Genomic DNA, 19,435 nt, shown 5'->3' on the forward strand with positions numbered 1-19,435 from the left:
ACGCCCGGACCGCCCCTGGCGGCCCGTCACGGATACCGAGTGCCATGCTGAACTTCATCGCCCGCCGGATCGCCTCCGGCGTCCTGCTCCTGGTCGTCATCTCCCTGCTCAGTTACGTGCTGCTGTCGATCCCCGGCACCGACGTCGGACGGCAGCTCCTCGGCCAAGGCGCCGACCAGGCCGCCGTCGACGCGAAGAACGCCGCCCTCGGCCTGGACCGGCCGGTGCTGCGGCAGTACGCCGACTGGCTGGTCCACGCCGTACGCGGCGACCTCGGCACCTCGTGGTTCACCAGCGAGGACGTCACACAGGCGGTGCTGGGCCGGCTGCCGGTCACCCTCAGCCTGATGATCGGCGTCACGCTGGTCACCACGGTGGTCTCCTTCCTGCTCGGCGTCCTCGCGGGAGTGCGGCGCGGCGCCGTCGACCGCTTCGTCCAGGTGCTGGGCGTCGTGGGCTACGCGCTGCCCGGTTTCCTGGTGACACTCGTCCTCGTGCTGGTCTTCGCGGTCCGGCTGAACTGGTTCCCGGCCATCGGCTACATCCCGTTCGCCGACTCCCCCGGCGGCTGGCTGTCCACGGTCACGCTGCCGGTGCTGTCCCTGTCGGTCGCCTCCGTGGCCGGCGTCTCCCAGCAGGTCCGCGGCGCGGTGATCGACGTCCTGCGCCAGGACTACATCCGTACGCTGCGCGCCCGCGGTCTGCCCGCCTCCCGGGTCGTGTTCCGGCACGTCCTGCGCAACGCCTCCGCGCCCGCGCTGTCGGTCCTCGGCATGCAGTTCGTGGGCCTGCTCGGCGGCGCGGTGGTCGTGGAGCAGATCTTCGGGCTGCCCGGCATCGGCAGCATGACCGTCACCTACACGACCCGCGGCGACATCCCCGTGATCATGGCGTTGGTCATGCTCACCGTGGTCGGAGTCGTCCTGATCAACCTCCTGGTCGACATCATGATCGGCTGGCTCAACCCCAAGGCGAGGGCCGCATGAGCGAGAACCTTCCGGCCGACGTACCCGCCCCTGTCGCGAGCCCTGCCGACAGCGCGGCGCGAGCCACGGGCTCCGGGGCCGCGCCCGGCCGCCGCGTGCTGCGGCGCCTGCTGCGCAACCCCCTCGGCGCCGGGTCCGCCGCCGTGCTCCTGCTGCTCGTCACCGCGATCCTCCTGGCACCCTGGCTCGCACCGCAGGATCCCTCGGCCGCCTCCCTCGGCCAGGCCTTCGCCGACCCAGGCGGGGGGCACCCGCTGGGCATGGACTCCGCGGGCCGGGACATCCTCTCCCGCATCCTGTACGGCGGGCGCAACACCCTCGGCGGAGCACTGATCGCCCTCGGCATCGCCCTCGCCCTCGGCGTGCCGGCCGGGCTGTACGCCGGCTACCGCGGCGGCCGGTTCGACTCCGCCGCCAACTGGACGGTCGACCTCGTCATGGCGCTGCCCGCGATGGTGGTGCTCCTCGCCTCCCGCGCCATTCTCGGCCCCCGTGTGTGGGCGCTGATGGTCGTGCTGGGCGTGCTCGCCGCACCGAGCTTCTACCGCCTGGTGCGGGGCATCGTCGCGAGCGTGCGCAAGGAGCTGTACATCGACGCCGCGAAGGTCTCCGGCCTGTCCGACGCCCGCATCGTGGCCCGGCACGTCCTGATCGTCGTGCGCGGACCGGTCATCATCCAGGTGGCGCTCGTCGCCGGCGTCGCGATCGGCCTGCAGGCGGGCCTGGAGTTCCTCGGCATCGGCAGCGGGTCCACGGCGACCTGGGGCGCGATGCTCAACGAGGCGTTCCAGAACATCCAGCGGGCGCCCCTGCTGATGCTGTGGCCGGGCCTCGCCCTCGGGCTGACCAACGGCGCCCTCGTCCTGTTCGCCTCGGCCCTGCGCGACGGCTTGGAGGACCGCGCCGGCCGGCCGGCCCCCGCCCGCCCGCGGGCCGCGCGCCGCCGTACCGAGCCGGTACCCGCCGACAAGGACCGGGCGGTCACCGGGGGTACGTCGGACGGGCGGGCCGAACTGCTGTCCGTGCGCGGGCTGACCGTGTCCTACGCGCAGCCGGACGGCACCGATAGGGACGTCGTGCACGGCGTCGACCTCGATGTGCGCGCCGGGGAGATCGTCGGCCTCGTCGGGGAGTCCGGCTCCGGCAAGACGCAGACCGCCTTCGCCGTCCTCGGGCTCCTGCCCGACGGCGGACGGATCGGCGGCGGCAGCGTCCTGGTCGGCGGACGGGAGGTGACCGGGCTGCGCGAACGCGAGCAGCGCGCGCTGCGGGGCCGCACCGTCGCCTACGTCCCGCAGGAGCCGATGAGCAATCTCGACCCCGCGTTCACCATCGGCAGCCAGTTGGTGGAGCCCATGCGCCACACCCTCGGCCTCTCCCGGCGGGAGGCGGCCCGGCGCGCCGTCGAGCTGCTGCGCCTGGTGGAGATCCCGCAGCCCGAACGCACGCTGCGGCTGTACCCGCACCAGATCTCCGGCGGCATGGCCCAACGGGTCCTCATCGCCGGCGCGATGTCCTGCGATCCCGAACTCCTCATCGCCGACGAACCCACCACGGCACTCGACGTACGGGTCCAGGCGGAGGTCCTGGACCTGTTGCGCCGGCTGCAGCGGGACCGCGGGCTCGGCGTCCTCCTGGTCACCCACGACCTCGGGGTCGTCGCGGACCTGTGCGACCGCGTCGCCGTGATGAGCGGCGGCCGGATCGTGGAGACCGGCACCGTCGAACAGGTCCTGCACTCGCCCGAGGACCCCTACACCCGCACGCTGCTCGATGCCGTCCTCGACGAGGCTCCGGCACGTGGCCCCTGGCAGCCCCGAGAGGCGAGGAGCACCGCCGTATGACCGCCGCCGACGTCACCGAGACCGCCGACCCCGCCGTCGCGGCGGACGCCCTGCTCCAGGTGCGGAACCTGCGGGTGTCCTTTCCCGGCCGCGGCCGGCGCGCCCCGCGGACCGAGGTGCTCAAGGGGGTGTCCCTCGACATCCGGCCGGGCGAGACGCTCGGCCTGGTCGGGGAGTCCGGGTCGGGCAAGACCACCATCGGCCGCGCCGTGCTAGGCCTGGTGCCGGTGCGGTCCGGCACGATCAGCTTCGACGGAGAGCCCATCCACGCGGCCGGCCGCGCCCGCCGCCGCGCGCTGAGCCGGGACCTCCAGGTCGTCTTCCAGGACCCGTACACCTCCTTGAACCCCTCGCTCACCGTCGGGGACACCCTCGCCGAGCCCCTGGTCGCGCACGGGACGGGTCCGCGAGAGGCCCGGGAGCGGGTCCGTGACCTGCTCGACCGCGTCCACCTGCCCGCGGACGCCGCCCACCGGCTGCCCCGCGAGTTCTCCGGGGGCCAGCGGCAGCGCGTCGCCATCGCCCGGGCGCTGGCCCTGCGTCCCCGGCTCGTCATCTGCGACGAGCCGGTCTCGGCACTCGACCTGACGACACAGCGGGCCGTTCTCGACCTGCTGCTGGACATCCAGGAGGAGACCGGGACGGCGTATCTCTTCGTGACGCACGATCTGTCCGTGGTGCGCTTCATGAGCCACCGGGTGGCGGTGATCCACCGCGGGGAGATCGTGGAGACGGGTGACGCCGCCGGCGTCACCCGGGCTCCCCGGCACGCCTACACTCGGGCGCTGATGCTCTCCGCGCCCGTGGCGAACGTCGCCGCACAGCGCCGGCGCAGGGAGGCGGCGGCGAGCCTTACCGACTGACGGGGGACGACGAAGGCCCGGAAATCACTTCGCCCGGGCTCGCCCGTCAGGTACGGTCGTGGATGTTTTCACTGCCGGCAGCCCGTGAACTTCGCGCGTGGGCTGACCGGCGGTTCCCCGGCCGAGAGCAGGTTTCCTATGGCATGTCGTATCAGTGAGCTCGTGCTCGGTTGCCGTGACCCCGAGTTGCTGGCGCGGTTCTGGTGCGAGGTCCTGGACTACGTCGTGCTGGATCGCGAGGACGACGGCACGCTGGAGATCGGACCGCGCGAAGGGTTCGGTGGTCCGCAGCCGACGATCATCCTCAGCTATCGGGAGGAACCGGAGCCGGGGAAGTCCCGTCTGCACATCGACGTCAACGCCACCGACCGCGATCAGGACGCCGAGCTCGAACGGCTCCTGAAGCTCGGCGCGCGCCCGGCAGACATCGGCCAGACGGGGGAGGAACAGTGGCACGTGCTGGCCGACCCCGAGGGCAATGAGTTCTGCCTGCTCAGGGCCCGCCTCGCGCCGCTCTAGCCGTGTGGCGGAGCTGAACCGCCCCGCCGTCAGCGGGCGCGGCGGGAAGCACCGTCGCCGCGCCCACCGGGGGGATCGGCCGCCGAGTCCGGGGCTCGGCCGCCGATCGTCAGCTCGACCTCGTCTCGCGTTCGGACGAACTCCCGGACCAGCCATCGGTGACCGTCGATGGGCGTACCGGCCCCGGTGGTGTAGGCGGGGACGGCGAGCAGGGGCCCTGCCCGGTCGTCGGCACGCAGCTCCGCCTCGGTGACCACGTCGTCCGCGAAGCGCAGGACCAGGCCGATCCGGCTCGGGGCCGCGGCGAAGGCATGAGGGTCGGGGAGTCCCTGGACACGGCAACGGGCACCCGGGAACAGGTGCGTATGACCGCACAGGGCCAGGAAGGTGCCCGGCTCCCCACGTCCCGTCGCGGACCTCGTCATCGCACCGTTCTACCGTGCACGGACGCCGGGCGCCTCCCGGGACGCGACGTGCGCGGCACGTCGCCCCCACCCGCATCTCCTTTCACCGACGTCCCAGGATCTGCGACACGCCGTGTGGGCGCTGTGGCGGCTCAGTACGGACGCCGAGGCGTTGGCCCCGGCGTCACTGCGCACCGTCCTTCTCGACCGCGCCGCCGCGATGGCCGCCCGTTACGAGGCCGCGCATGCGGTGAGCGTCGTTCCCTCTAGACGAAATGCTGGTTCGCCGAACCGTCGCACTTCTGGATCCGCAGCGGCTCGCCAGGACCGGCCAGGGTGAGGCAGAGTCCCGGCGCTGCCGCCGGCCGGATCGTGGCCCCGTCACGGACGAACTTCTGGTGCGTCCCGCCGTGGCAGTTCCACAGGACCAGGCCCGTGCCGGCCGGGTATGCGGTGTCGGGGACGTCCAGGCAGCGGTCCTGGGTCAGCTCGGTGTGGAGGGTGCCCCGTGCCGGGTCGTACCACCAGCCCTGGTTGCGGCCCCCGTGGCACTGCCAGCCGAGGACGCGGGTGCCGTTGGCGCTCTCGGCGGCACCGGCGTCCACGCAGGTGCCGGTGGCCCGGTTCGTCAGCGGCCGGTAGACCGCGTCCCACGCGTACGGGAAGAGGACCGGCTTCCCGGAAGAGTCGACGTCCGCGCAACTCGCCTCGCGGGCGCCCGAGTCGTACAGCTGCGTGAGGCAGGCGGCGAAGGCGGCGTGGCCGCGCTGGTTGGGGTGGAAGGACTGGCGGAGCGAGTTCTCGTCCGGCGTGCCCGGCTTGGAGAGGTCGATGTAGGCGCCCCTGGCCCAGGTGTCCTCCATGCACACCTCATGGCCGTGGAAGAGCCGGGAGTTGTCGAGGTAGACCGCACCCGTGTCGGCCGCGGCCTCGCGCATGCCGCGTTCGAAGGCGGGGACCGCGCTGTTGCGGCCCCAGGCGGTGTCGGAGTCGTACCCCAGGCCGCCGCAGGCGAGCTTGCCGGAGAAGTTCGGGTTGTCGCGGAAGTCGGGGCCGATGGGGCTGGGATAGCCCATGACGACGAGCTTGTAGTCGCCGTCGGCGTATCCCGCGTCCCTCATCACGCTCTTCAGGTCGCGCACGGTCTGCTCGACCTTGGGCACGAGGGCGTCGACGCGGGCCTGCCATCCGGGGGCGTACTTGGGTTCGCAGGCACCCTGGAGGAGCAGGTAGCGCGTGACGCAGTCGGTCATCACGGGGCCGAACTGGAGGTCGTCGTTGGCTCCGGCGACCAGCACCACCATCTTGACGCGGGTGTTGCGCGCCTTGATCGCGAGGCTGTCGCTCTGCACGAGCTCGTCGGCGTACTGCTTCGACCCGCCGATGCGGATGTTCCCGGTGTACGCGCCGGAGCACGACACGTTGAACGTGAGGTCGGCGGGGATGCCGGTGCGGTGGATGGCGGCGTCCGGCGAGCGGTGGCACCAGTTGTCGGGCCCGTTGGTGCCGGGTTCGTAGGTGCCGATCCCCTCGCCCGAGATCTCGCTGTCGCCCAGCGAGATCAGGCTGGTCCTGCGGTCGCCGAGAGGTCGCTCCGCCGGGTTTCCGTAGAGCTTGGTGGCCTCGGCCGCGCGGATGGCCTCCAGCTCGGGGGAGAGCGGTACGGAGGAGACGGACTCGGCGGAGCCGGGCCGGGCGGCCTGCGCGGGAGGGGCGGCGGTGATGCTTCCGCATGCCACCGCCACCGCCGCTGCGGCAGCCGTCAGCCAGTGGTGTCTGTGCCGTGTGCCCTTCACTGCACCTCCTGGTGGTGGGGTTACCAGGGGTTGTACCGGCCGGTAGGCACCGTGGGAACACGTGAAACAAGACAACTGCTCAACTTTTGCGGGGAGTGACGACGACGGTGACGTGCGCACCGGGCCGGGCCCCCACGCGGGCGGTCGACGCGCGGTTCCCCGGGAGCACGGAGGTGGCGGTCCGGGCGCCCCTGGTCAGTTCGAGGCGCCAGCCGCCTGCCCGGGGCGGCACGGAGATCTCCGTGACACCGCCCCCGGCCCGGTACGACAGCCGGAAGACGCCGGTGTCCGGCTCGTACGCCTCGGCGGTGATCCGGCCGGCGACCGCCGGGGCGTAAGGCGCCGCGGTCTGCTCCTTGTTGGTGCGGAAGCGTCCCTCGGCGTCGACGGCGCAGTACCCGCCGCCGTAGCACCAGACGTAGCCCGCCCAGCCGGAGCTGTAGCGGTTCAGGGACGAGAGGGCGTCGCGGTAGAAGCGCCCCATGTTGGGCAGGGAGTTGTTGAGCGGGCCCCACTCCCCCACCACGACGGGGACGCGGTACCGGCGCGGGTAGACGGTCACCGCGGCCTCGTACGCCTCGATCCAGCCGGCCGACGGGTCATGGTCGGCGCCCGCCTCCATCGCCGTGTTGTAGAAGTGGGGCGCGTAGACGGCCTTGGGGTCGTCGATGCGGCCCAGACCGGTGGGGACGCCCTCCCCGACGATGGGGGTCGGTTCGAAGAAGACCCAGGAGTCGTCGTCGACGGAGCGCACGGCGTCGGCGAGGCGGTTGTACAGCGGGGTGAGCTGGTCGCGCTCGATGCGCCGGGCGGCCGTCGGCAGGTCCTCGCCCTGCGCGATCTCGCCCATGGGCTCGTTGATCAGGTCGTAGCCGAGGACGGCCGGATGGTCCCCGAGGCGTCCGGCCAGCACCCGCCACATGTCCGCCTGGGCGCGCCGCAGGTCCGGGTCCTCGTAGAGGTGGGTGAACGCGCGCTGCACGGCCGGTTCGAAGTACTCGGCGAACCAGTCGTCGGGGTGCGGGGTGAACGGCAGACCGTCGGTCCGCGTCGCCCACCCGGGGATGCCGCGGTGTCCGAACGCGGGCCCGAAGACGTCCTGGTGCGCGTCGATCAGCACCTGGATGCGGTGCTTGTGCGCCCAGTCCAGGATGCGTTCGATCCTGCGGAGGTACCGCTCGCTGTAACGGCCCCTCTCGGGTTCGAGGTCGTCCCAGAAGACCAGCAGCCGCGCGAAGTTGAATCCCCGGGCCCGCAGGTCCCGGAAGTGACGTTCGCCGATGGCGGAGAGAGCGGCCTCGCCGTGGTGGGCCTTGTCCTCGACGTTCCAGCCGCGCAGCGTCAGAGCGCGGCCCCGGTCGTCCGTGAGCCGGGAGATGCCGGGGAGTGGATCGCGGTGGTCCTGGACGGCGGGCTTCGCGTGGGCGGCTCCGGTGGACAGCAGGACGGTGCAGACGAGCGCGGCGAACAGACGGCGGTACATGAGACCTCCGGCACGGTCGGTCGGCAGTGCGGCAGATCACATCAGGAAAGCTGAGGATTGTTCAAGAGTGCGGGCCCGCGTGAACGAGGTCACCCCGGCTCGACCGGGCCGCCGGCTCGCCCGCCGATCATGCGTCCGCGCCTCTTGCCGAGGGGGCGACAGGACCGTTACGTTCCCGGCGAGCAGGTTCATCTACGCGCGTCACTCCTCAGGGGGAGCTCCATGCACCTACGCAAGGCCGTCCTGTCCACGATCGCCCTGCTCGGCGCGGGAGTCGCGGTCGCCGCTTCCACGGGCGTGACCGCCGCCCGGACCGGTGACACGGCGGCGCCCACGGCCGCCGGATGGCAGCAGGTCGGACTCGACATCAGAAGCGGCGTCAGCGGGCTCGCCGTCACCTCGCACTCGGGCCGCACCTACCGCGCCCTGGTCGTCCTCGACAACAAGCGCCCCGGCGAGAACCGCATCGCCCAAGTCACCTACCGGCCCGGCGAGTCCGGACACGCGACGGACGTGCACCCACTGGAGTGGAAGGGCGGTGCCGAGCCGATCGACCTCGAGGCGCTCGAAGCCGTGCCGGGCGCCTCCGACGAATACCTCGCCGTGGCGAGCCGGGGCCTCGTCTACCACCTGAAGAGCACCGATGACGGCAAGGCGGTCGAGGTCCGCGACCTCTCGCCGCTCCCGGCGATCGGCCGGGGGGACAACTTCGAGGGCTTCACGCTCGTTTCGCAGCACGGCGGACTCGCGGCGGTCTGGGCGGACCGGGGCGAGGGCAACGACCGTCCGGCGACGCTCTACGCGGCACCGCTGTCGTTCAACGAGTACGGGGAGTCGACGTTCGGTGCCGTGACCAAGGCCGTCTACCGTGCGCCGTATCCCGCGGGCGACGTCCGGCACGCCTCCGACCTCTCCGTCACCGACTCGGGCCGCCTGCTGATCTCTTCGGCGTCGGACGAGGGGGACGACGGGCCGTTCGACTCGGCGGTGAGTGACGCGGGCTCGGTCTCGGTCGACCGGTCGGGCCGGGTGCGGCTGAGGGTGGCCAGGCATCCCGAGGTGCTGCGGAAGTTCGAGGACCACAAGGTCGAAGCCGTGGACTGCGTGTCCGGTTCCGGCACGGCGGTCCTCGGCACGGACGACGAGAACGCCGGCGGTGCGGTGACGACTGCCCGCATCTGCGACTGACCACCCGTTCGGCACGAGGTCCTCCGGCATGCCGACCCCGCCGAATTCGCCCCCGGCGTACGCCGTTCCGTGTGATTCCCGGTGGGCGCCGGTTCCCGGAGGACCGGCTGAGCGGCCTATCGTTACGGGCATGGCCTTCCACCTGACGACGGAACCCACCGTCTTCCGCGCAGCGCTCCGGGAGCAGTTCGAGACCTTCCTCGACGAGCATCGGAGCGCGCTGCACGACAGCCTGAACGGACTGACGGAGGAGCAGGCGCGCCGGTCGCTGGTCACCTCCAAGACCACCTTGCTGGGCCTCGTCAAGCACGCCACGTTCGTCGAGAAGGTCTGGTTCGACGAGGCGATCACGTGCCGGCCCCGCAGCGAGATCGGGATTCCGGGCACGCCCGACGAGTCGTTCGATCTCCACGACGACGACACGGTCGTCTCGGTCCAGCGTGCCTACCAGGAGACCTGCGCGGCGTCCCGTCGCGCCACGGCCGACCTGACGCTGGACGACCTCGTCCGGGGCAACCGCCGAGGCCCGCTGCCGCTGCGCTGGGTCTACCTGCACGTCCTGCGGGAACTGGCCCAGCACTGCGGCCACGCGGACATCCTGCGCGAGCAGATCCTCGGCGGCCCGACACGCACCGTCTGACGGCCGGCCACGGGGCTCTGCCGAGAGCGTCCACCGCCCGGGCGTCGACGGAACCTGTGGCACGATCATGTTGATCTTGTGCACCTTTACGGTCGACGGCATGGAACCCGGACAAGGCCCCCATCTCTGCACGTGATCCGGGACGGCTCCGTGATAACACGAAGTGATCACTTCCGAGAGGGGCCTACGATCTCATGGGTATCTTCAGCCGCCGCCCGTCCACCTTGGTCGAGCCCACGTCGACTGTCCGCTCCCATGCGCACGTTGCGGAGGGCGAGACCGACGGTGTCACACTCGACCCGACGCTGCGGTCCCTGACCGGGCAATGGACCATCGACCGCCCGCACAGCCGCATCGGGTTCTCCGTACGGCACGCCATGGTCACGACGGTGCGCGGGGCTTTCACCGACTACGACAGCACCCTGTACTTCGACGGAGTCCGGCCTTCCGAGTCACGGGCCGACCTCGTCATCCGGGTCGCCAGCGTCGACACGGGTGTGGAACAACGGGACGCGCACCTCATCGGCGCCGACTTCTTCGACGTACGACGCTTCCCGGAGATGGTGTTCCGCAGCACCTCCACCACGCACGAGGGCGGGGAGAGTTTCCGGATGACGGGCGATCTGACCATCCGTGACGTCACCCGGCCCGTCGACCTCCAACTCGACTACCTCGGCTCCGTCATGGACCCGTTCGGGTTCGAACGCGCCGGCTTCGACGGCACGACCACCATCGACCGCACCGAGTGGGGCCTGGTCTACAACCAGCGCCTGAAGGCAGGCGGCACGATGGTGAGCGAGAAGGTCCGGCTGCAGTTCGACATCTCCGCGATCCGGGCGACGTCGTAGCAGTCGGCTCGACAGGCGGAGCCACTGCGCCGGTCATCCCGCGGAGGCGGGCCCCGGCGGCAGGTGGACGGTCATGATCAGGTGGCAGGTCTCGTCCCCCGCACCGCGGTAGGTGTGGGGGGCGTCGCCGTCGAAGGTGGCGGTCTGTCCCGCGTGGACGGGGTGCTCGGCGCCGTCGACGACGAGGGTCATCCGCCCTGACGTCACACTGACCGTCTCGACGACTCCGGCCTGGTGGGGGTGGCTGGGGTACTCCTCGCCCGGCTGGAGCCGCCAGCGCCAGACCTCGACCGGGGCGGGGCCCGACGTCGTCAGCATCAGCCGGGCTTCGCTTCCCCCCTCCCCCGCCCACAGCGGCATCACCGCGTCGGCGGACACCACACGGACACGGCCTTCGGCCGGCCCCTCCATCAGGGCGGACACCGAGACGCCGAGGGTGTCGGCCAGCCGCACCAGGGTCGCGAAGTTCGGATTGCCCTGGGCCTTCTCCAAGCCGACCAGAGCCCCCTTGCTGACCTTCGCGCGCCGGCCCAGCTCGTCCAGGGACAGGCCGGCGCGGGTGCGGGCAGCCCTGACGTTGTGCGCAAGCGTGCGGAGAGCCGCCTCTGTCTCGGTCATCCGATCCCCATCCCGGCGAGTGGACCACTTCAATGCACCGCCCGGTCGTTTGGTTGACAGCGGGCGGTCGTTTCAGTGTACGGTCTAGTCGTTCCACTGAGATAGTAAGGGATGTACGCCCGTGATCGCTCTGCTGCTGGCCCTGGGCAGCTCCCTCGCCTACGGCTGCGCCGACTTCCTCGGCGGCCTCGGTGCCCGCAAGGCGCATGTCCTGCGCACCGTCATCGTGGCGGCGCCCGCCTCCCTCGCGGTCGAGCTGCTGCTCTGGCCGGTGCTCGGTGCCACGTTCAGCACCGGCGCACTCGCCTGGGGCACCGCGTCCGGCGTCGCCTCGGCCGCCGCCTTCGCCCTGCTCTACCGGACGCTGGCGATCGGGCCGATGAACGTCCTGTCGCCCCTCACCGCACTCGTCTCCGCCGTGCTCCCGGTCGGCGTCGGCCTGCTGCAGGGTGAGCGTCTCGGCCCCGCCGGTCTTCTGGGCCTGCCGCTGGCGCTGGTCGCCGTGGTGCTGGTCAGCGCCGGACACGGCGGCGGAGCGGCCCGGCCGTCGCGCACCGCGCTGCTGCTTGCCTTCGGCGCGGGCGCTGCCATCGCACTGCAACTGGTCTTCCTGCACCAGGCGCCGTCCGACAGCGGCGTCGCCCCGCTGATCATCGGCCGTGCCGTCTCCTCGGTCGTCACCCTGGCCGCGGCCGGACTGATGTTCCGCAGGCTCGGGACGGAGAAGCCCGCGTACGCGGTGTCGGCCGCCGCCGGTGTGCTGGACTCAGTGGCGAACCTGCTGTTCCTGCTCGCCGCCCGCAGCGGGGACCTGGCCGTGGTCGCCGTCGTCACCGCCCTCTACCCCGCCGGTACCGTCCTGCTCGCGCGCGGTGTCCTCGCGGAACGCGTCCACCGCGGCCAGCTCGTCGGCCTGGGCACCGCCGCCGTCGCCGTCAGCCTCCTCGCCCTCACCTGACCCGCGCCCCTCACCACCGCCGCGCAAGGAGTACCGCATGTTCATCCAGCCCTGGGACGCCGGCCTGGACGACGCCGAATGGCAGACCTGGATCGCCGAGGGACACGACTTCGGCATCCTCAGCGTCAACGGCCTGCCCGGCGAGCCGCCCGTCGCCGTCCCCACGCACTTCACCGGCGGCCCCGGCCACCTACTGATCCACTTCGCCCGGCCGAATCCCGTCTGGAAGGCGATCGAGAACGACCCGAACGTCCTGTTCACCGTCTTCGGCGACTACGCCTTCGTCCCCGGTCCCTGGCGTGCCAGGCCGGACACCCCGCCCGACGACGGCGTCCCCACCAGCTACTACACCGCCGTCCAGTTCACCTGCCGCGCCACGGTCGTCGACGAGCCCGAGGCCAAGGCCGAGCTGCTGCGACGCCAGATGGCGCATTTCCAGCCCGACGGCGATCACGCGCCCCTCGCCGTCGACCGGCCTCCGTACGGCCGGATGCTGTCCGGCATCCGCGGGCTGCGTCTGGAAGTGACCGATGTGCGGGCGAAGTTCAAGTACGACGACCACAAGCCCGTCGGACACCGCGCCGCCGTCGCCGACCACCTCACCGACCGTGCCCGGGGCCTCGACCTCCCCACCGCGGCCCAGCAGCGCCGCCGCCTGGACCGCATCGGCACCTGGCAGCCCTGAGCGCTCCGCGAGGAGGGCCGTACTGCGGCTGCCGGTCCGTCGTGGCCGTCGCGCGGTTCCCCGCGCCCCTTTCGGACGCGGCCCCTCCGGGACGCCGGAAAGACGCCCCGGAACTCCGGCAGGCGACCGCCCGCTCGGATACCACCCCGCCCCCGCACGAAGGACGGAACACCGCCTCCCATGATCACCTTCCGCATCTCCCCCGATGTCGCCGACGCCTTCCCCGACACCCTCGTCGCCCTGGTCACGGCCGACGGCCTGCGCGGCGGTGAACCCTGGCCCGACACCGCCGCCGCCCTGGGGTCACTGGAACAGCAGCTCGCCGACGGCACCTGGCAGCCCGCCGCTGAGACCGACCCCCGTATCGAGGCCTGGCACACCGCCTACCGCTCCTTCGGCACCAATCCCCGCCGCGTCCGCCCGAGCGTCGACGCCCTCGGCCGCCGCATGACCAAGAAGGGCACCCTGCCCCGCATCAACCCGGCGGTCGACTCCTACAACACCGTCTCCGTCCGCCACGGCCTGCCCGCCGGTGCCTTCGACCTCGGCCACGTCACCGGCGACGTCGAGATCCGGTACGCGGACGGCACCGAGGAGTTCACTGCGCTCGGCGAACCCGGCACCGTCGAGAATCCCAGGCCCGGCGAGGTCATCTACGCCGATGCCGCCGGCGTCCTCACCCGTCACTGGAACCACCGCGACGCCCACCGCACCCGCGTCACCGAGGACTCCACTCACGTCGCATTCGTCCTCGAAACCCTCCACGCCACCCGCGACGGCCACCTCCTCAAGGCGGCAGCCGAGGAACTGCGGGGCCTGCTCGTCCGGCACGCCGCCGAGACCCGGATCCTCCACCTCAGCCGGGCCCAGCCCCGGGCCACGGTCTGACCGCCGGCCGTGCCGCACAGCTCGCCGCCGGTGTCGGGCGCGCAGGGTTGCTCCTCACTCAACCGCTCCGCTGACGCAGGGCGGCTGCCGCGAGGTTCTCGAGGGCCTCGCGGGGCACTTCGCCTCCGCACACGAGCCGGTCGAAGACCAGCCCGTCGACGCAGGACAGCAGCGTGCGCGTGCGGTTCTCGACGTCCGTCACGCCGTGCCCGGCGAGGAACGACCGGACGGCCTCGCGGCCGGCGTTCTCGCGGGGTACGAGGATCTCCCGCAGTTCCGGGTCGCGCACGCTCTCCACGGCGCAGGCGTAGCGGGCGATCGAGCGGCGGCGGCCCTCGCCCGTGAGTCGCTGCCGGACGAGCAGCGCCATGCCGTTCACCAGGTCCTCGGCGGTGCGGAGGGGCGGGAGCTGCTCGGCCGTCGTGTGCAGCTCCGCCTGGTCCAGCTGGACCAGGCGCGTGACGAGTGCGGTGAGCAGCGCGGCCCGGGTACGGAAGTACGCCGACGTGGTGCCGGGCGGCATGCCCGCCCGGCGGTCCACCGCACGGTGGGTCAGGCCGCGGATCCCTTCGTCGGCGAGGACGTCGAGAGCCGCGTCTGCGAGAAGGGTGCGCCGATCCGTAGCCATGCCCCTTTTCTACACCTGTAGGGATTCGGCTAGGATCACCTTCTACAGGTGTAGAAGAAGTGGGGGCTCGCCATGGGTGACACAGCAGTGGTCGTCGGAGGGGGCATCGGCGGACTGGCCGCCGCGATCGGTCTGCGCCGCGCCGGATGGGAGGTGACCGTCGTCGAGCGCGCGCCCGTGCTCGACGACGTCGGGGCGGGCATCTCGCTGGCCGCCAACGGCCTTCGGGCACTGGACGAACTCGGCGTGGGCAAGGCGGTGCGGGAGGCGTCGCGGGGCCAGTACAGCGGCGGCACCCGCACGCCACGGGGTGGCCGACTGGCCCGGATGGACGGCGCGGCGCTGGAGAAGGCGGTCGGCACGCCCATCATGGGCATCCCCCGCGCCACCTTGCACCGGCTGCTGCGCGAGGCCCTGCCTGCCGAAACACTGCTGATCGGCTCCGAGGCCGACTCGGTTCGGCAGATCGGCCCCGGGACGGTACGCGTCGGTTGCGGCGACACGGTCCTGGACGCCGATCTGGTGGTGGCGGCCGACGGCATCGGCAGCACGGTCCGCGCCCGCCTCTTTCCCGCCCACCCCGGCCCGGCCTACAGCGGCTCGACGGTGCTGCGCGCCATCACCGAGCATCCTGTCGCACTGCGCACGGACTTCGAACTGACCTGGGGACACGGCGCCGAATTCGGGCACATCGCGTTCCCCGACGGGCGCGCCGAGTGGCACGCGGTCCTCAACCTTCCCGCGGGAACACGGTTCGCCGACCCCCTGGCCGAACTGCGCCGACGATTCCGCGCCTGGCACGACCCGATACCCGCCCTGCTCGACGCGACCCGAGCCGACGCCGTACTGCACCACGACGTCAACGAACTGCGCACACCGCTCCCCGCGTACGCGGTCGGCCGGATCGCGTTGCTCGGTGACGCGGCACACGCGATGACCCCGAACCTGGGCCAGGGCGCCTGCCAGGCGCTGGAGGACGCGGTCACCCTGGCCGCCGCGCTCATCACGGAGGCCGGCACGGACGCCGCGCTCGCCCGGTACGACGCCGAGCGCCGGCCCCGCAGTCAGGCCGTCGCACGCGCCGCCCGGCAGGCCGGGCGGATGGGCCAGCAACTCTCCCACCCGTTGTCCGTCGCCCTGCGCAACACGGCGATGCGACTGACGCCCTCCCGCGCCGCCATGCGCATGATCCTCCGCCACCACGACTGGACTCCCCCGCGGCTGAGCCGATCCGAGTGAGCGCGGGCCGACCCGTCCGCAGGAAGACGGCGATCTTCGGAACCGGTTTGCCGGAAAGCGGGTTCGTCCCGTGACGGCAGGAGTTACAGTCGGCGGGCAGTGTTGCCCGGCGGCGGGGGCCCCTACCGGGAGCCGTGAGTCATGGGCCGTCGGTCATCGTCGTGAACCGTGAGCCGTCGTAGAGGTGGTAGCCCCGTGAGCATCGTCGACCTGGCCGCACTCGGTGACTCCTTCACACGCGATCCGTACCCTGTGTACGCCCGCTTACGGGCCCAGGGTCCCGTGCACCGCATCCGGATGCCGGAGGGGAACGCGGAGGCCTGGCTCGTCGTCGGCTACGAGGCCGGGCGCGCCGCGCTCGCGGACCCGAGGCTGTCGAAGGACTGGAGCAAGGCGTCCCCCTCGCTTCCGCTCGGCGCCATCTCCTCCGGCCCGCACATGCTCAGGGCCGACCCACCCGACCACACGCGGCTGCGCAAGCTGGTCGCCCGGGAGTTCACCGCCCGCCGGGTGGAGGAACTCGCCCCGCGCATCCAGAAGACCACCGACGCCCTCCTGGACCGGATGCTCGCGGCGTCCGACGGGCGCGCCGACCTCGTCGACGCCCTGTCCTTCCCGTTGCCCATCTCCGTCATCTGCGAACTCCTCGGAGTTCCGGACCTCGACCGCGATTCCTTCCGCACGTGGTCGAACGACGCCCTCGGCGCCACCGACCCCGAAGCCCGCAGGGCGGCCGCGGCGTCGATGGCGCGGTACCTGGAGGAACTGCTCGCGAGCAAGCGGCAGCAGCCGGGCGACGATCTCATGAGCGCACTGATTCACGGTCCGGACGGCGACGGCGGTGGCGGCGACCGGCTGTCTCCCGACGAACTCCTGGGTATGGCGTGGCTGTTGCTGGTGGCGGGCCACGAGACCACCGTGAACCTCATCTCCAACGGTGTCCTCGCCCTGCTCACGCATCCCGAGCAACTGGCCGCGCTCCGCGCCGACCTCACGCTCATCGACTCCGCCGTCGAGGAGATGCTCCGCTACGACGGACCCGTGGAGACCCCGACGTACCGGTTCACCACCGAGCCGCTGACCATCGGCGACACGGTCGTTCCCGGGGGCGGAGAGCTGGTCCTCGTCGCCCTGGCCGACGCCGACCGCGATCCGGCGCGCTTCGCCGGGCCCGAACGCTTCGACATCACGCGCGACGCCCGCGGCCACGTGGCGTTCGGCCACGGCATCCACTACTGCCTCGGCGCACCGCTGGCCCGCCTGGAAGCGCGCATCGCGATCCGAACGCTGCTGGAGCGCTGCGAGAGCCTGGACCTGGACATCCACCCGGCTGCCATCGCCTGGCGCCCAGGGCTGATGATCCGTGGCCCGCTGCGTCTGCCGGTGCGGTTCACCTCGTAGGCACGTCCGAGCGGAATTGAGCTACGGCTTGCGAGCCAGCCCCGCGGCGATGAGGCGCTCCCAGACGGTGAGTTCCCGCTCGCCGTCGCCGCTCCACGGACCGTCACCCTCGTCAGGACGCCAGAGGGACGCCGGGACGACGCCGGGGGCGAGGATCTCCAGGCCGCCCAGCAGGGACTCGATCTCCTCGTCGGTCCGCCACCGGCCTCGGCCGAAAGTCCCCTGGAGTACTTTCTCGGCCTCCGCCGTCTCGAGGTTGTGCCCGGAACGGAAGTGGCTGACGAAGAAGTGGCTCCCGGACGGCACGTGGTCGCGCCAGTAGCGGACGATGTCGCCGGGACCCTCCTCGTCGTTGACGTGATGGAGAATGGCGCTGAACATGACGGCGACGGGGCGGTCGAAGTCGATCAGCGCCTGGGTGTCCGGGTGGGTACGTACACCCTCGGGGTCACGCACATCGACCGGCACGACCCGCGTCCGGTCGTTCTCCTCCAGCAAGGCCCGCCCGTGCACCAGCACTTGGGGATCGGTGTCGACGTACACGACCTGGGACTCGGGGGCGTACCGTTGCGCGACCTGGTGCACGTTGTCGGCGGTCGGAAGACCACTGCCGAGGTCGATGAACTGCCGTATCCCGGTGGTCGTCACGATCTCTCGCACCGCCCGCGTCAGGGCCGCACGGTTGGCGAAGGCGATCGCCACCGAACCAGGGAGGTCACGCTTGAACACGTCTCCGACGGCCCGGTCCACGGCGTAGTTGTCCTTGCCGCCGAGCAGGTAGTCGTACACGCGGGCGATGCTGGGTTCGGTGCTGTTGATGGAGGAACGCTCTCCCGTCATGGCGCCCATCCTCTCCCGCGACGACGACCGCTCACCACCACTTCGGCAACACCCCGGGTTAGGGCCACGCGTGTATCGCGCGTCGGGCCGGGTAGGCGCCTCAACCGGATCATCTGATTCCGTTTTTAGTCTGCCGTCGCGTGAAGCCGGAGGAACGATCATGAACAAGCCGATGCCGATGCGGCACGCCGTGACCACGGGGATCGCAGCCATAGGAGTCGGAGGTGCGCTTCTGGCCGGCGCGGGCTCGGCGACGGCGGCGGCCCCGCAGCACCGTGGGCACGCCGACCGTCCTGCCACGGTGACAGCCGGGCACCAGCACGCCCGGAGGTCCGCCTCGCACCAGCGCATCGACCCGTGGGTCATGGACCAACTGCGCATGTTCGATCCCGCGGCCGCCCGGCGGATCGCGGTGTACGACCCCTGGGTGAAGGACCAGCTGGCCCAGTTCGCCGGGCCGGTCGACTGAGCCTCCGCCCGGGCGGCGCGGCGACCGACGCCGCGCCTTCCGTCCGGCGCCACGCGCCGCCGTCAGGCCCCGTCGAGGGCGGCGGCGACCCGACTCATGACGCGCTGCCAGTGCTCCCGTCGCCGTTCACGCTCCTCCGGGCCCGCCAGGTGCTCCTGGTGGAATCGCAGCATGGTGCGGGCCCCTTCGACGGCGGGAGCCAGGGCGACCTGGACCGTGGTGGTGCCATGGGTGACGCGGATCTTCTTGCCGGCGTGGTAGCCGCGCACCTCGCCGGCCACTCCTTGGGTCGTCCGGTAGGGAGTTCCCCGTTCCGGGGAGAGGACCGTGCCGGGGCCGAGCCAGAGGGCGAGCCCCTCGGCACCGCTGATGAAGTCCCATACGACGGACGGGGGGTGGGGAAGGGTGCGAGACACCCCGATCTGCCAGCCGGCGTCCTGGGTGAGTCCTGTGGGCATGGTGGTCATCCTTCCTCGGTGTGGCGGGCACGCAGGGCCCTGACCTTGTGGCGGTTGCCGCAGTGCTCCATGGAGCACCAGCGGCGGCGCCCTGGCCGTGAGGTGTCGACGTAGACGAGGTGGCAGTCCTCGGCGGCGCAGGTGCGGATGCGGTGCGCGAAAGGGCCGGTCAGGAGCTCGACGGCGTCCCGGGCGACAGTGGCGGCCAGGTGGGTGCCGGTAGGGGTTCCGGCCCACTGCCGCTCGCCGGTCGGGGTGATGGCGGGGGCCAGGGCCGGACGGGCGGCGGCCTCGTTGACGACCTCCAGATCGCCCGGCGGACGTGGCTCGTCACGGGTGTGCGCGATGACCACGCGGAACAGCGCGTCGCGCAGCCTTCGCATGCCGCTCACCTCGTCCGCCGAGATCTCCAGCGCGGGCGTCGGGGTCAGCCGCGACCGTTCCGCCCAGCCGGCCAGGTCGGCAGGCTCGTGCAGGACCTCGTACCGGCGGTAGGGGCCGGGACCTCCGGTGGTCAGCAGTTCCAGGCACAGTGCGCCGGGGTCGAATCGGTAGGCGACGCCGGTGTGCGAGTGCAGCGTCAGCCCCTTGGCGGGGGTCGAATCCATGTAACCACTATAACTGGTTACGTGAGGACGGGGTGGAGTTCGGCCATCTCCGGCACACGTTCGCCGGGCCGG

Annotated in this window: 22 protein-coding genes; 14 read left to right on the forward strand and 8 right to left on the reverse strand. The window is 71.8% G+C overall.

The annotated features are described in order from the left end of the window. Positions 1–44: 44 nt before the first annotated feature. The 4 genes from IEZ05_RS27400 (at position 45) to IEZ05_RS27415 (ending at position 4,212) form a co-directional block, all read left to right on the forward strand. Positions 45–986 carry an ABC transporter permease gene (locus IEZ05_RS27400; RefSeq protein ID WP_189232930.1) on the forward strand — a complete coding sequence of 314 codons (942 nt, stop codon included), beginning with the start codon at positions 45–47 and terminating at the stop codon, positions 984–986. After that, positions 983–2,830, forward strand: a complete 1,848-nt coding sequence (locus IEZ05_RS27405; protein WP_189232931.1) for a dipeptide/oligopeptide/nickel ABC transporter permease/ATP-binding protein — start codon at positions 983–985, stop codon at positions 2,828–2,830. The genes IEZ05_RS27400 and IEZ05_RS27405 overlap by 4 nt, the downstream gene beginning before the upstream one ends. Beyond that, positions 2,827–3,693, forward strand: coding sequence for an ABC transporter ATP-binding protein (locus IEZ05_RS27410; RefSeq protein ID WP_189232932.1), 867 nt, complete (start codon positions 2,827–2,829; stop codon positions 3,691–3,693). The genes IEZ05_RS27405 and IEZ05_RS27410 overlap by 4 nt, the downstream gene beginning before the upstream one ends. A gap of 138 nt (positions 3,694–3,831) precedes the next feature. Continuing rightward, positions 3,832–4,212, forward strand: coding sequence for a VOC family protein (locus IEZ05_RS27415; RefSeq protein WP_189232933.1), 381 nt, complete (start codon positions 3,832–3,834; stop codon positions 4,210–4,212). Positions 4,213–4,241: 29 nt separating this feature from the next. Here IEZ05_RS27415 and IEZ05_RS27420 read toward each other — a convergent pair whose 3' ends face one another. Further along, positions 4,242–4,637, reverse strand: a complete 396-nt coding sequence (locus tag IEZ05_RS27420; RefSeq protein ID WP_189232934.1) for a hypothetical protein — start codon at positions 4,635–4,637, stop codon at positions 4,242–4,244. Here IEZ05_RS27420 and IEZ05_RS37240 point away from each other — a divergent pair. Beyond that, positions 4,600–4,956 (forward strand): WCX domain-containing protein, encoded by a 357-nt coding sequence (locus tag IEZ05_RS37240; RefSeq protein ID WP_457852746.1) that lies wholly within the window; start codon positions 4,600–4,602, stop codon positions 4,954–4,956. The two genes, IEZ05_RS27420 and IEZ05_RS37240, sit on opposite strands and share 38 nt — an antisense overlap. Here the strand turns inward: IEZ05_RS37240 and IEZ05_RS27425 are convergent. Together IEZ05_RS27425 and IEZ05_RS27430 are read right to left on the reverse strand one after the other, a co-directional pair. Then, on the reverse strand, positions 4,883–6,412 hold the full coding sequence (locus IEZ05_RS27425) for a ricin-type beta-trefoil lectin domain protein (RefSeq protein ID WP_189232935.1): 1,530 nt from the start codon (positions 6,410–6,412) through the stop codon (positions 4,883–4,885). The genes IEZ05_RS37240 and IEZ05_RS27425 overlap by 74 nt on opposite strands. Before the next feature lie 79 nt (positions 6,413–6,491). Beyond that, complete coding sequence (locus IEZ05_RS27430; RefSeq protein ID WP_189232936.1) at positions 6,492–7,895, reverse strand: cellulase family glycosylhydrolase; 1,404 nt, start codon at positions 7,893–7,895, stop codon at positions 6,492–6,494. A 222-nt stretch (positions 7,896–8,117) separates the two neighbouring features. On the opposite strand from IEZ05_RS27430, the gene IEZ05_RS27435 reads away from it, so the two are divergent. The 3 genes from IEZ05_RS27435 (at position 8,118) to IEZ05_RS27445 (ending at position 10,571) form a co-directional block, all read left to right on the forward strand. After that, positions 8,118–9,083, forward strand: coding sequence for a hypothetical protein (locus IEZ05_RS27435; RefSeq protein ID WP_189232937.1), 966 nt, complete (start codon positions 8,118–8,120; stop codon positions 9,081–9,083). 130 nt (positions 9,084–9,213) lie between these two features. Next, positions 9,214–9,723 carry a DinB family protein gene (locus tag IEZ05_RS27440; protein WP_189232938.1) on the forward strand — a complete coding sequence of 170 codons (510 nt, stop codon included), beginning with the start codon at positions 9,214–9,216 and terminating at the stop codon, positions 9,721–9,723. A gap of 194 nt (positions 9,724–9,917) precedes the next feature. Then, positions 9,918–10,571: a YceI family protein gene (locus IEZ05_RS27445; RefSeq protein WP_189232939.1), complete on the forward strand. Its 654-nt coding sequence runs from the start codon at positions 9,918–9,920 to the stop codon at positions 10,569–10,571. A 33-nt stretch (positions 10,572–10,604) separates the two neighbouring features. Here IEZ05_RS27445 and IEZ05_RS27450 read toward each other — a convergent pair whose 3' ends face one another. Further along, the gene (locus IEZ05_RS27450; RefSeq protein WP_189232940.1) at positions 10,605–11,189 is read right to left on the reverse strand and encodes a helix-turn-helix domain-containing protein; all 585 of its coding nucleotides are present in this window, start codon (positions 11,187–11,189) and stop codon (positions 10,605–10,607) included. A gap of 121 nt (positions 11,190–11,310) precedes the next feature. Between IEZ05_RS27450 and IEZ05_RS27455 the strand changes: the two genes are divergently transcribed. From IEZ05_RS27455 to IEZ05_RS27465, 3 genes are all read left to right on the forward strand, one after another. Continuing rightward, the gene (locus IEZ05_RS27455; RefSeq protein ID WP_189232941.1) at positions 11,311–12,147 is read left to right on the forward strand and encodes a DMT family transporter; all 837 of its coding nucleotides are present in this window, start codon (positions 11,311–11,313) and stop codon (positions 12,145–12,147) included. Between the two features lie 37 nt (positions 12,148–12,184). After that, entirely contained in the window at positions 12,185–12,832 is a 648-nt protein-coding gene (locus IEZ05_RS27460; RefSeq protein ID WP_189232942.1) for an FMN-binding negative transcriptional regulator, read from the forward strand. A 180-nt stretch (positions 12,833–13,012) separates the two neighbouring features. Then, positions 13,013–13,720 carry a B3/B4 domain-containing protein gene (locus tag IEZ05_RS27465; protein ID WP_189232943.1) on the forward strand — a complete coding sequence of 236 codons (708 nt, stop codon included), beginning with the start codon at positions 13,013–13,015 and terminating at the stop codon, positions 13,718–13,720. Between the two features lie 58 nt (positions 13,721–13,778). Here the strand turns inward: IEZ05_RS27465 and IEZ05_RS27470 are convergent, their stop codons facing one another. Continuing rightward, positions 13,779–14,348 carry a TetR/AcrR family transcriptional regulator gene (locus IEZ05_RS27470; RefSeq protein ID WP_189232944.1) on the reverse strand — a complete coding sequence of 190 codons (570 nt, stop codon included), beginning with the start codon at positions 14,346–14,348 and terminating at the stop codon, positions 13,779–13,781. 72 nt (positions 14,349–14,420) lie between these two features. Here IEZ05_RS27470 and IEZ05_RS27475 point away from each other — a divergent pair, with 72 nt between their 5' ends. After that, positions 14,421–15,587 (forward strand): FAD-dependent monooxygenase, encoded by a 1,167-nt coding sequence (locus tag IEZ05_RS27475; RefSeq protein WP_189232945.1) that lies wholly within the window; start codon positions 14,421–14,423, stop codon positions 15,585–15,587. A gap of 195 nt (positions 15,588–15,782) precedes the next feature. Next, positions 15,783–16,988 (forward strand): cytochrome P450 family protein, encoded by a 1,206-nt coding sequence (locus IEZ05_RS27480; protein WP_189232946.1) that lies wholly within the window; start codon positions 15,783–15,785, stop codon positions 16,986–16,988. Between the two features lie 21 nt (positions 16,989–17,009). Here the strand turns inward: IEZ05_RS27480 and IEZ05_RS27485 are convergent, their stop codons facing one another. Continuing rightward, complete coding sequence (locus IEZ05_RS27485) at positions 17,010–17,828, reverse strand: SAM-dependent methyltransferase (RefSeq protein WP_189232947.1); 819 nt, start codon at positions 17,826–17,828, stop codon at positions 17,010–17,012. Positions 17,829–17,988: 160 nt separating this feature from the next. Between IEZ05_RS27485 and IEZ05_RS27490 the strand changes: the two genes are divergently transcribed. Continuing rightward, the gene (locus IEZ05_RS27490; protein WP_189232948.1) at positions 17,989–18,297 is read left to right on the forward strand and encodes a hypothetical protein; all 309 of its coding nucleotides are present in this window, start codon (positions 17,989–17,991) and stop codon (positions 18,295–18,297) included. Between the two features lie 62 nt (positions 18,298–18,359). Here IEZ05_RS27490 and IEZ05_RS27495 read toward each other — a convergent pair whose 3' ends face one another. After that, positions 18,360–18,755, reverse strand: a complete 396-nt coding sequence (locus IEZ05_RS27495) for an SRPBCC domain-containing protein (protein WP_189232949.1) — start codon at positions 18,753–18,755, stop codon at positions 18,360–18,362. 5 nt (positions 18,756–18,760) lie between these two features. Beyond that, the gene (locus IEZ05_RS27500) at positions 18,761–19,363 is read right to left on the reverse strand and encodes a CGNR zinc finger domain-containing protein (protein ID WP_189232950.1); all 603 of its coding nucleotides are present in this window, start codon (positions 19,361–19,363) and stop codon (positions 18,761–18,763) included. Positions 19,364–19,435 lie beyond the last annotated feature (72 nt).

The organism is Streptomyces flaveolus, from assembly GCF_014648815.1.
Taxonomy (GTDB): domain Bacteria; phylum Actinomycetota; class Actinomycetes; order Streptomycetales; family Streptomycetaceae; genus Streptomyces; species Streptomyces flaveolus.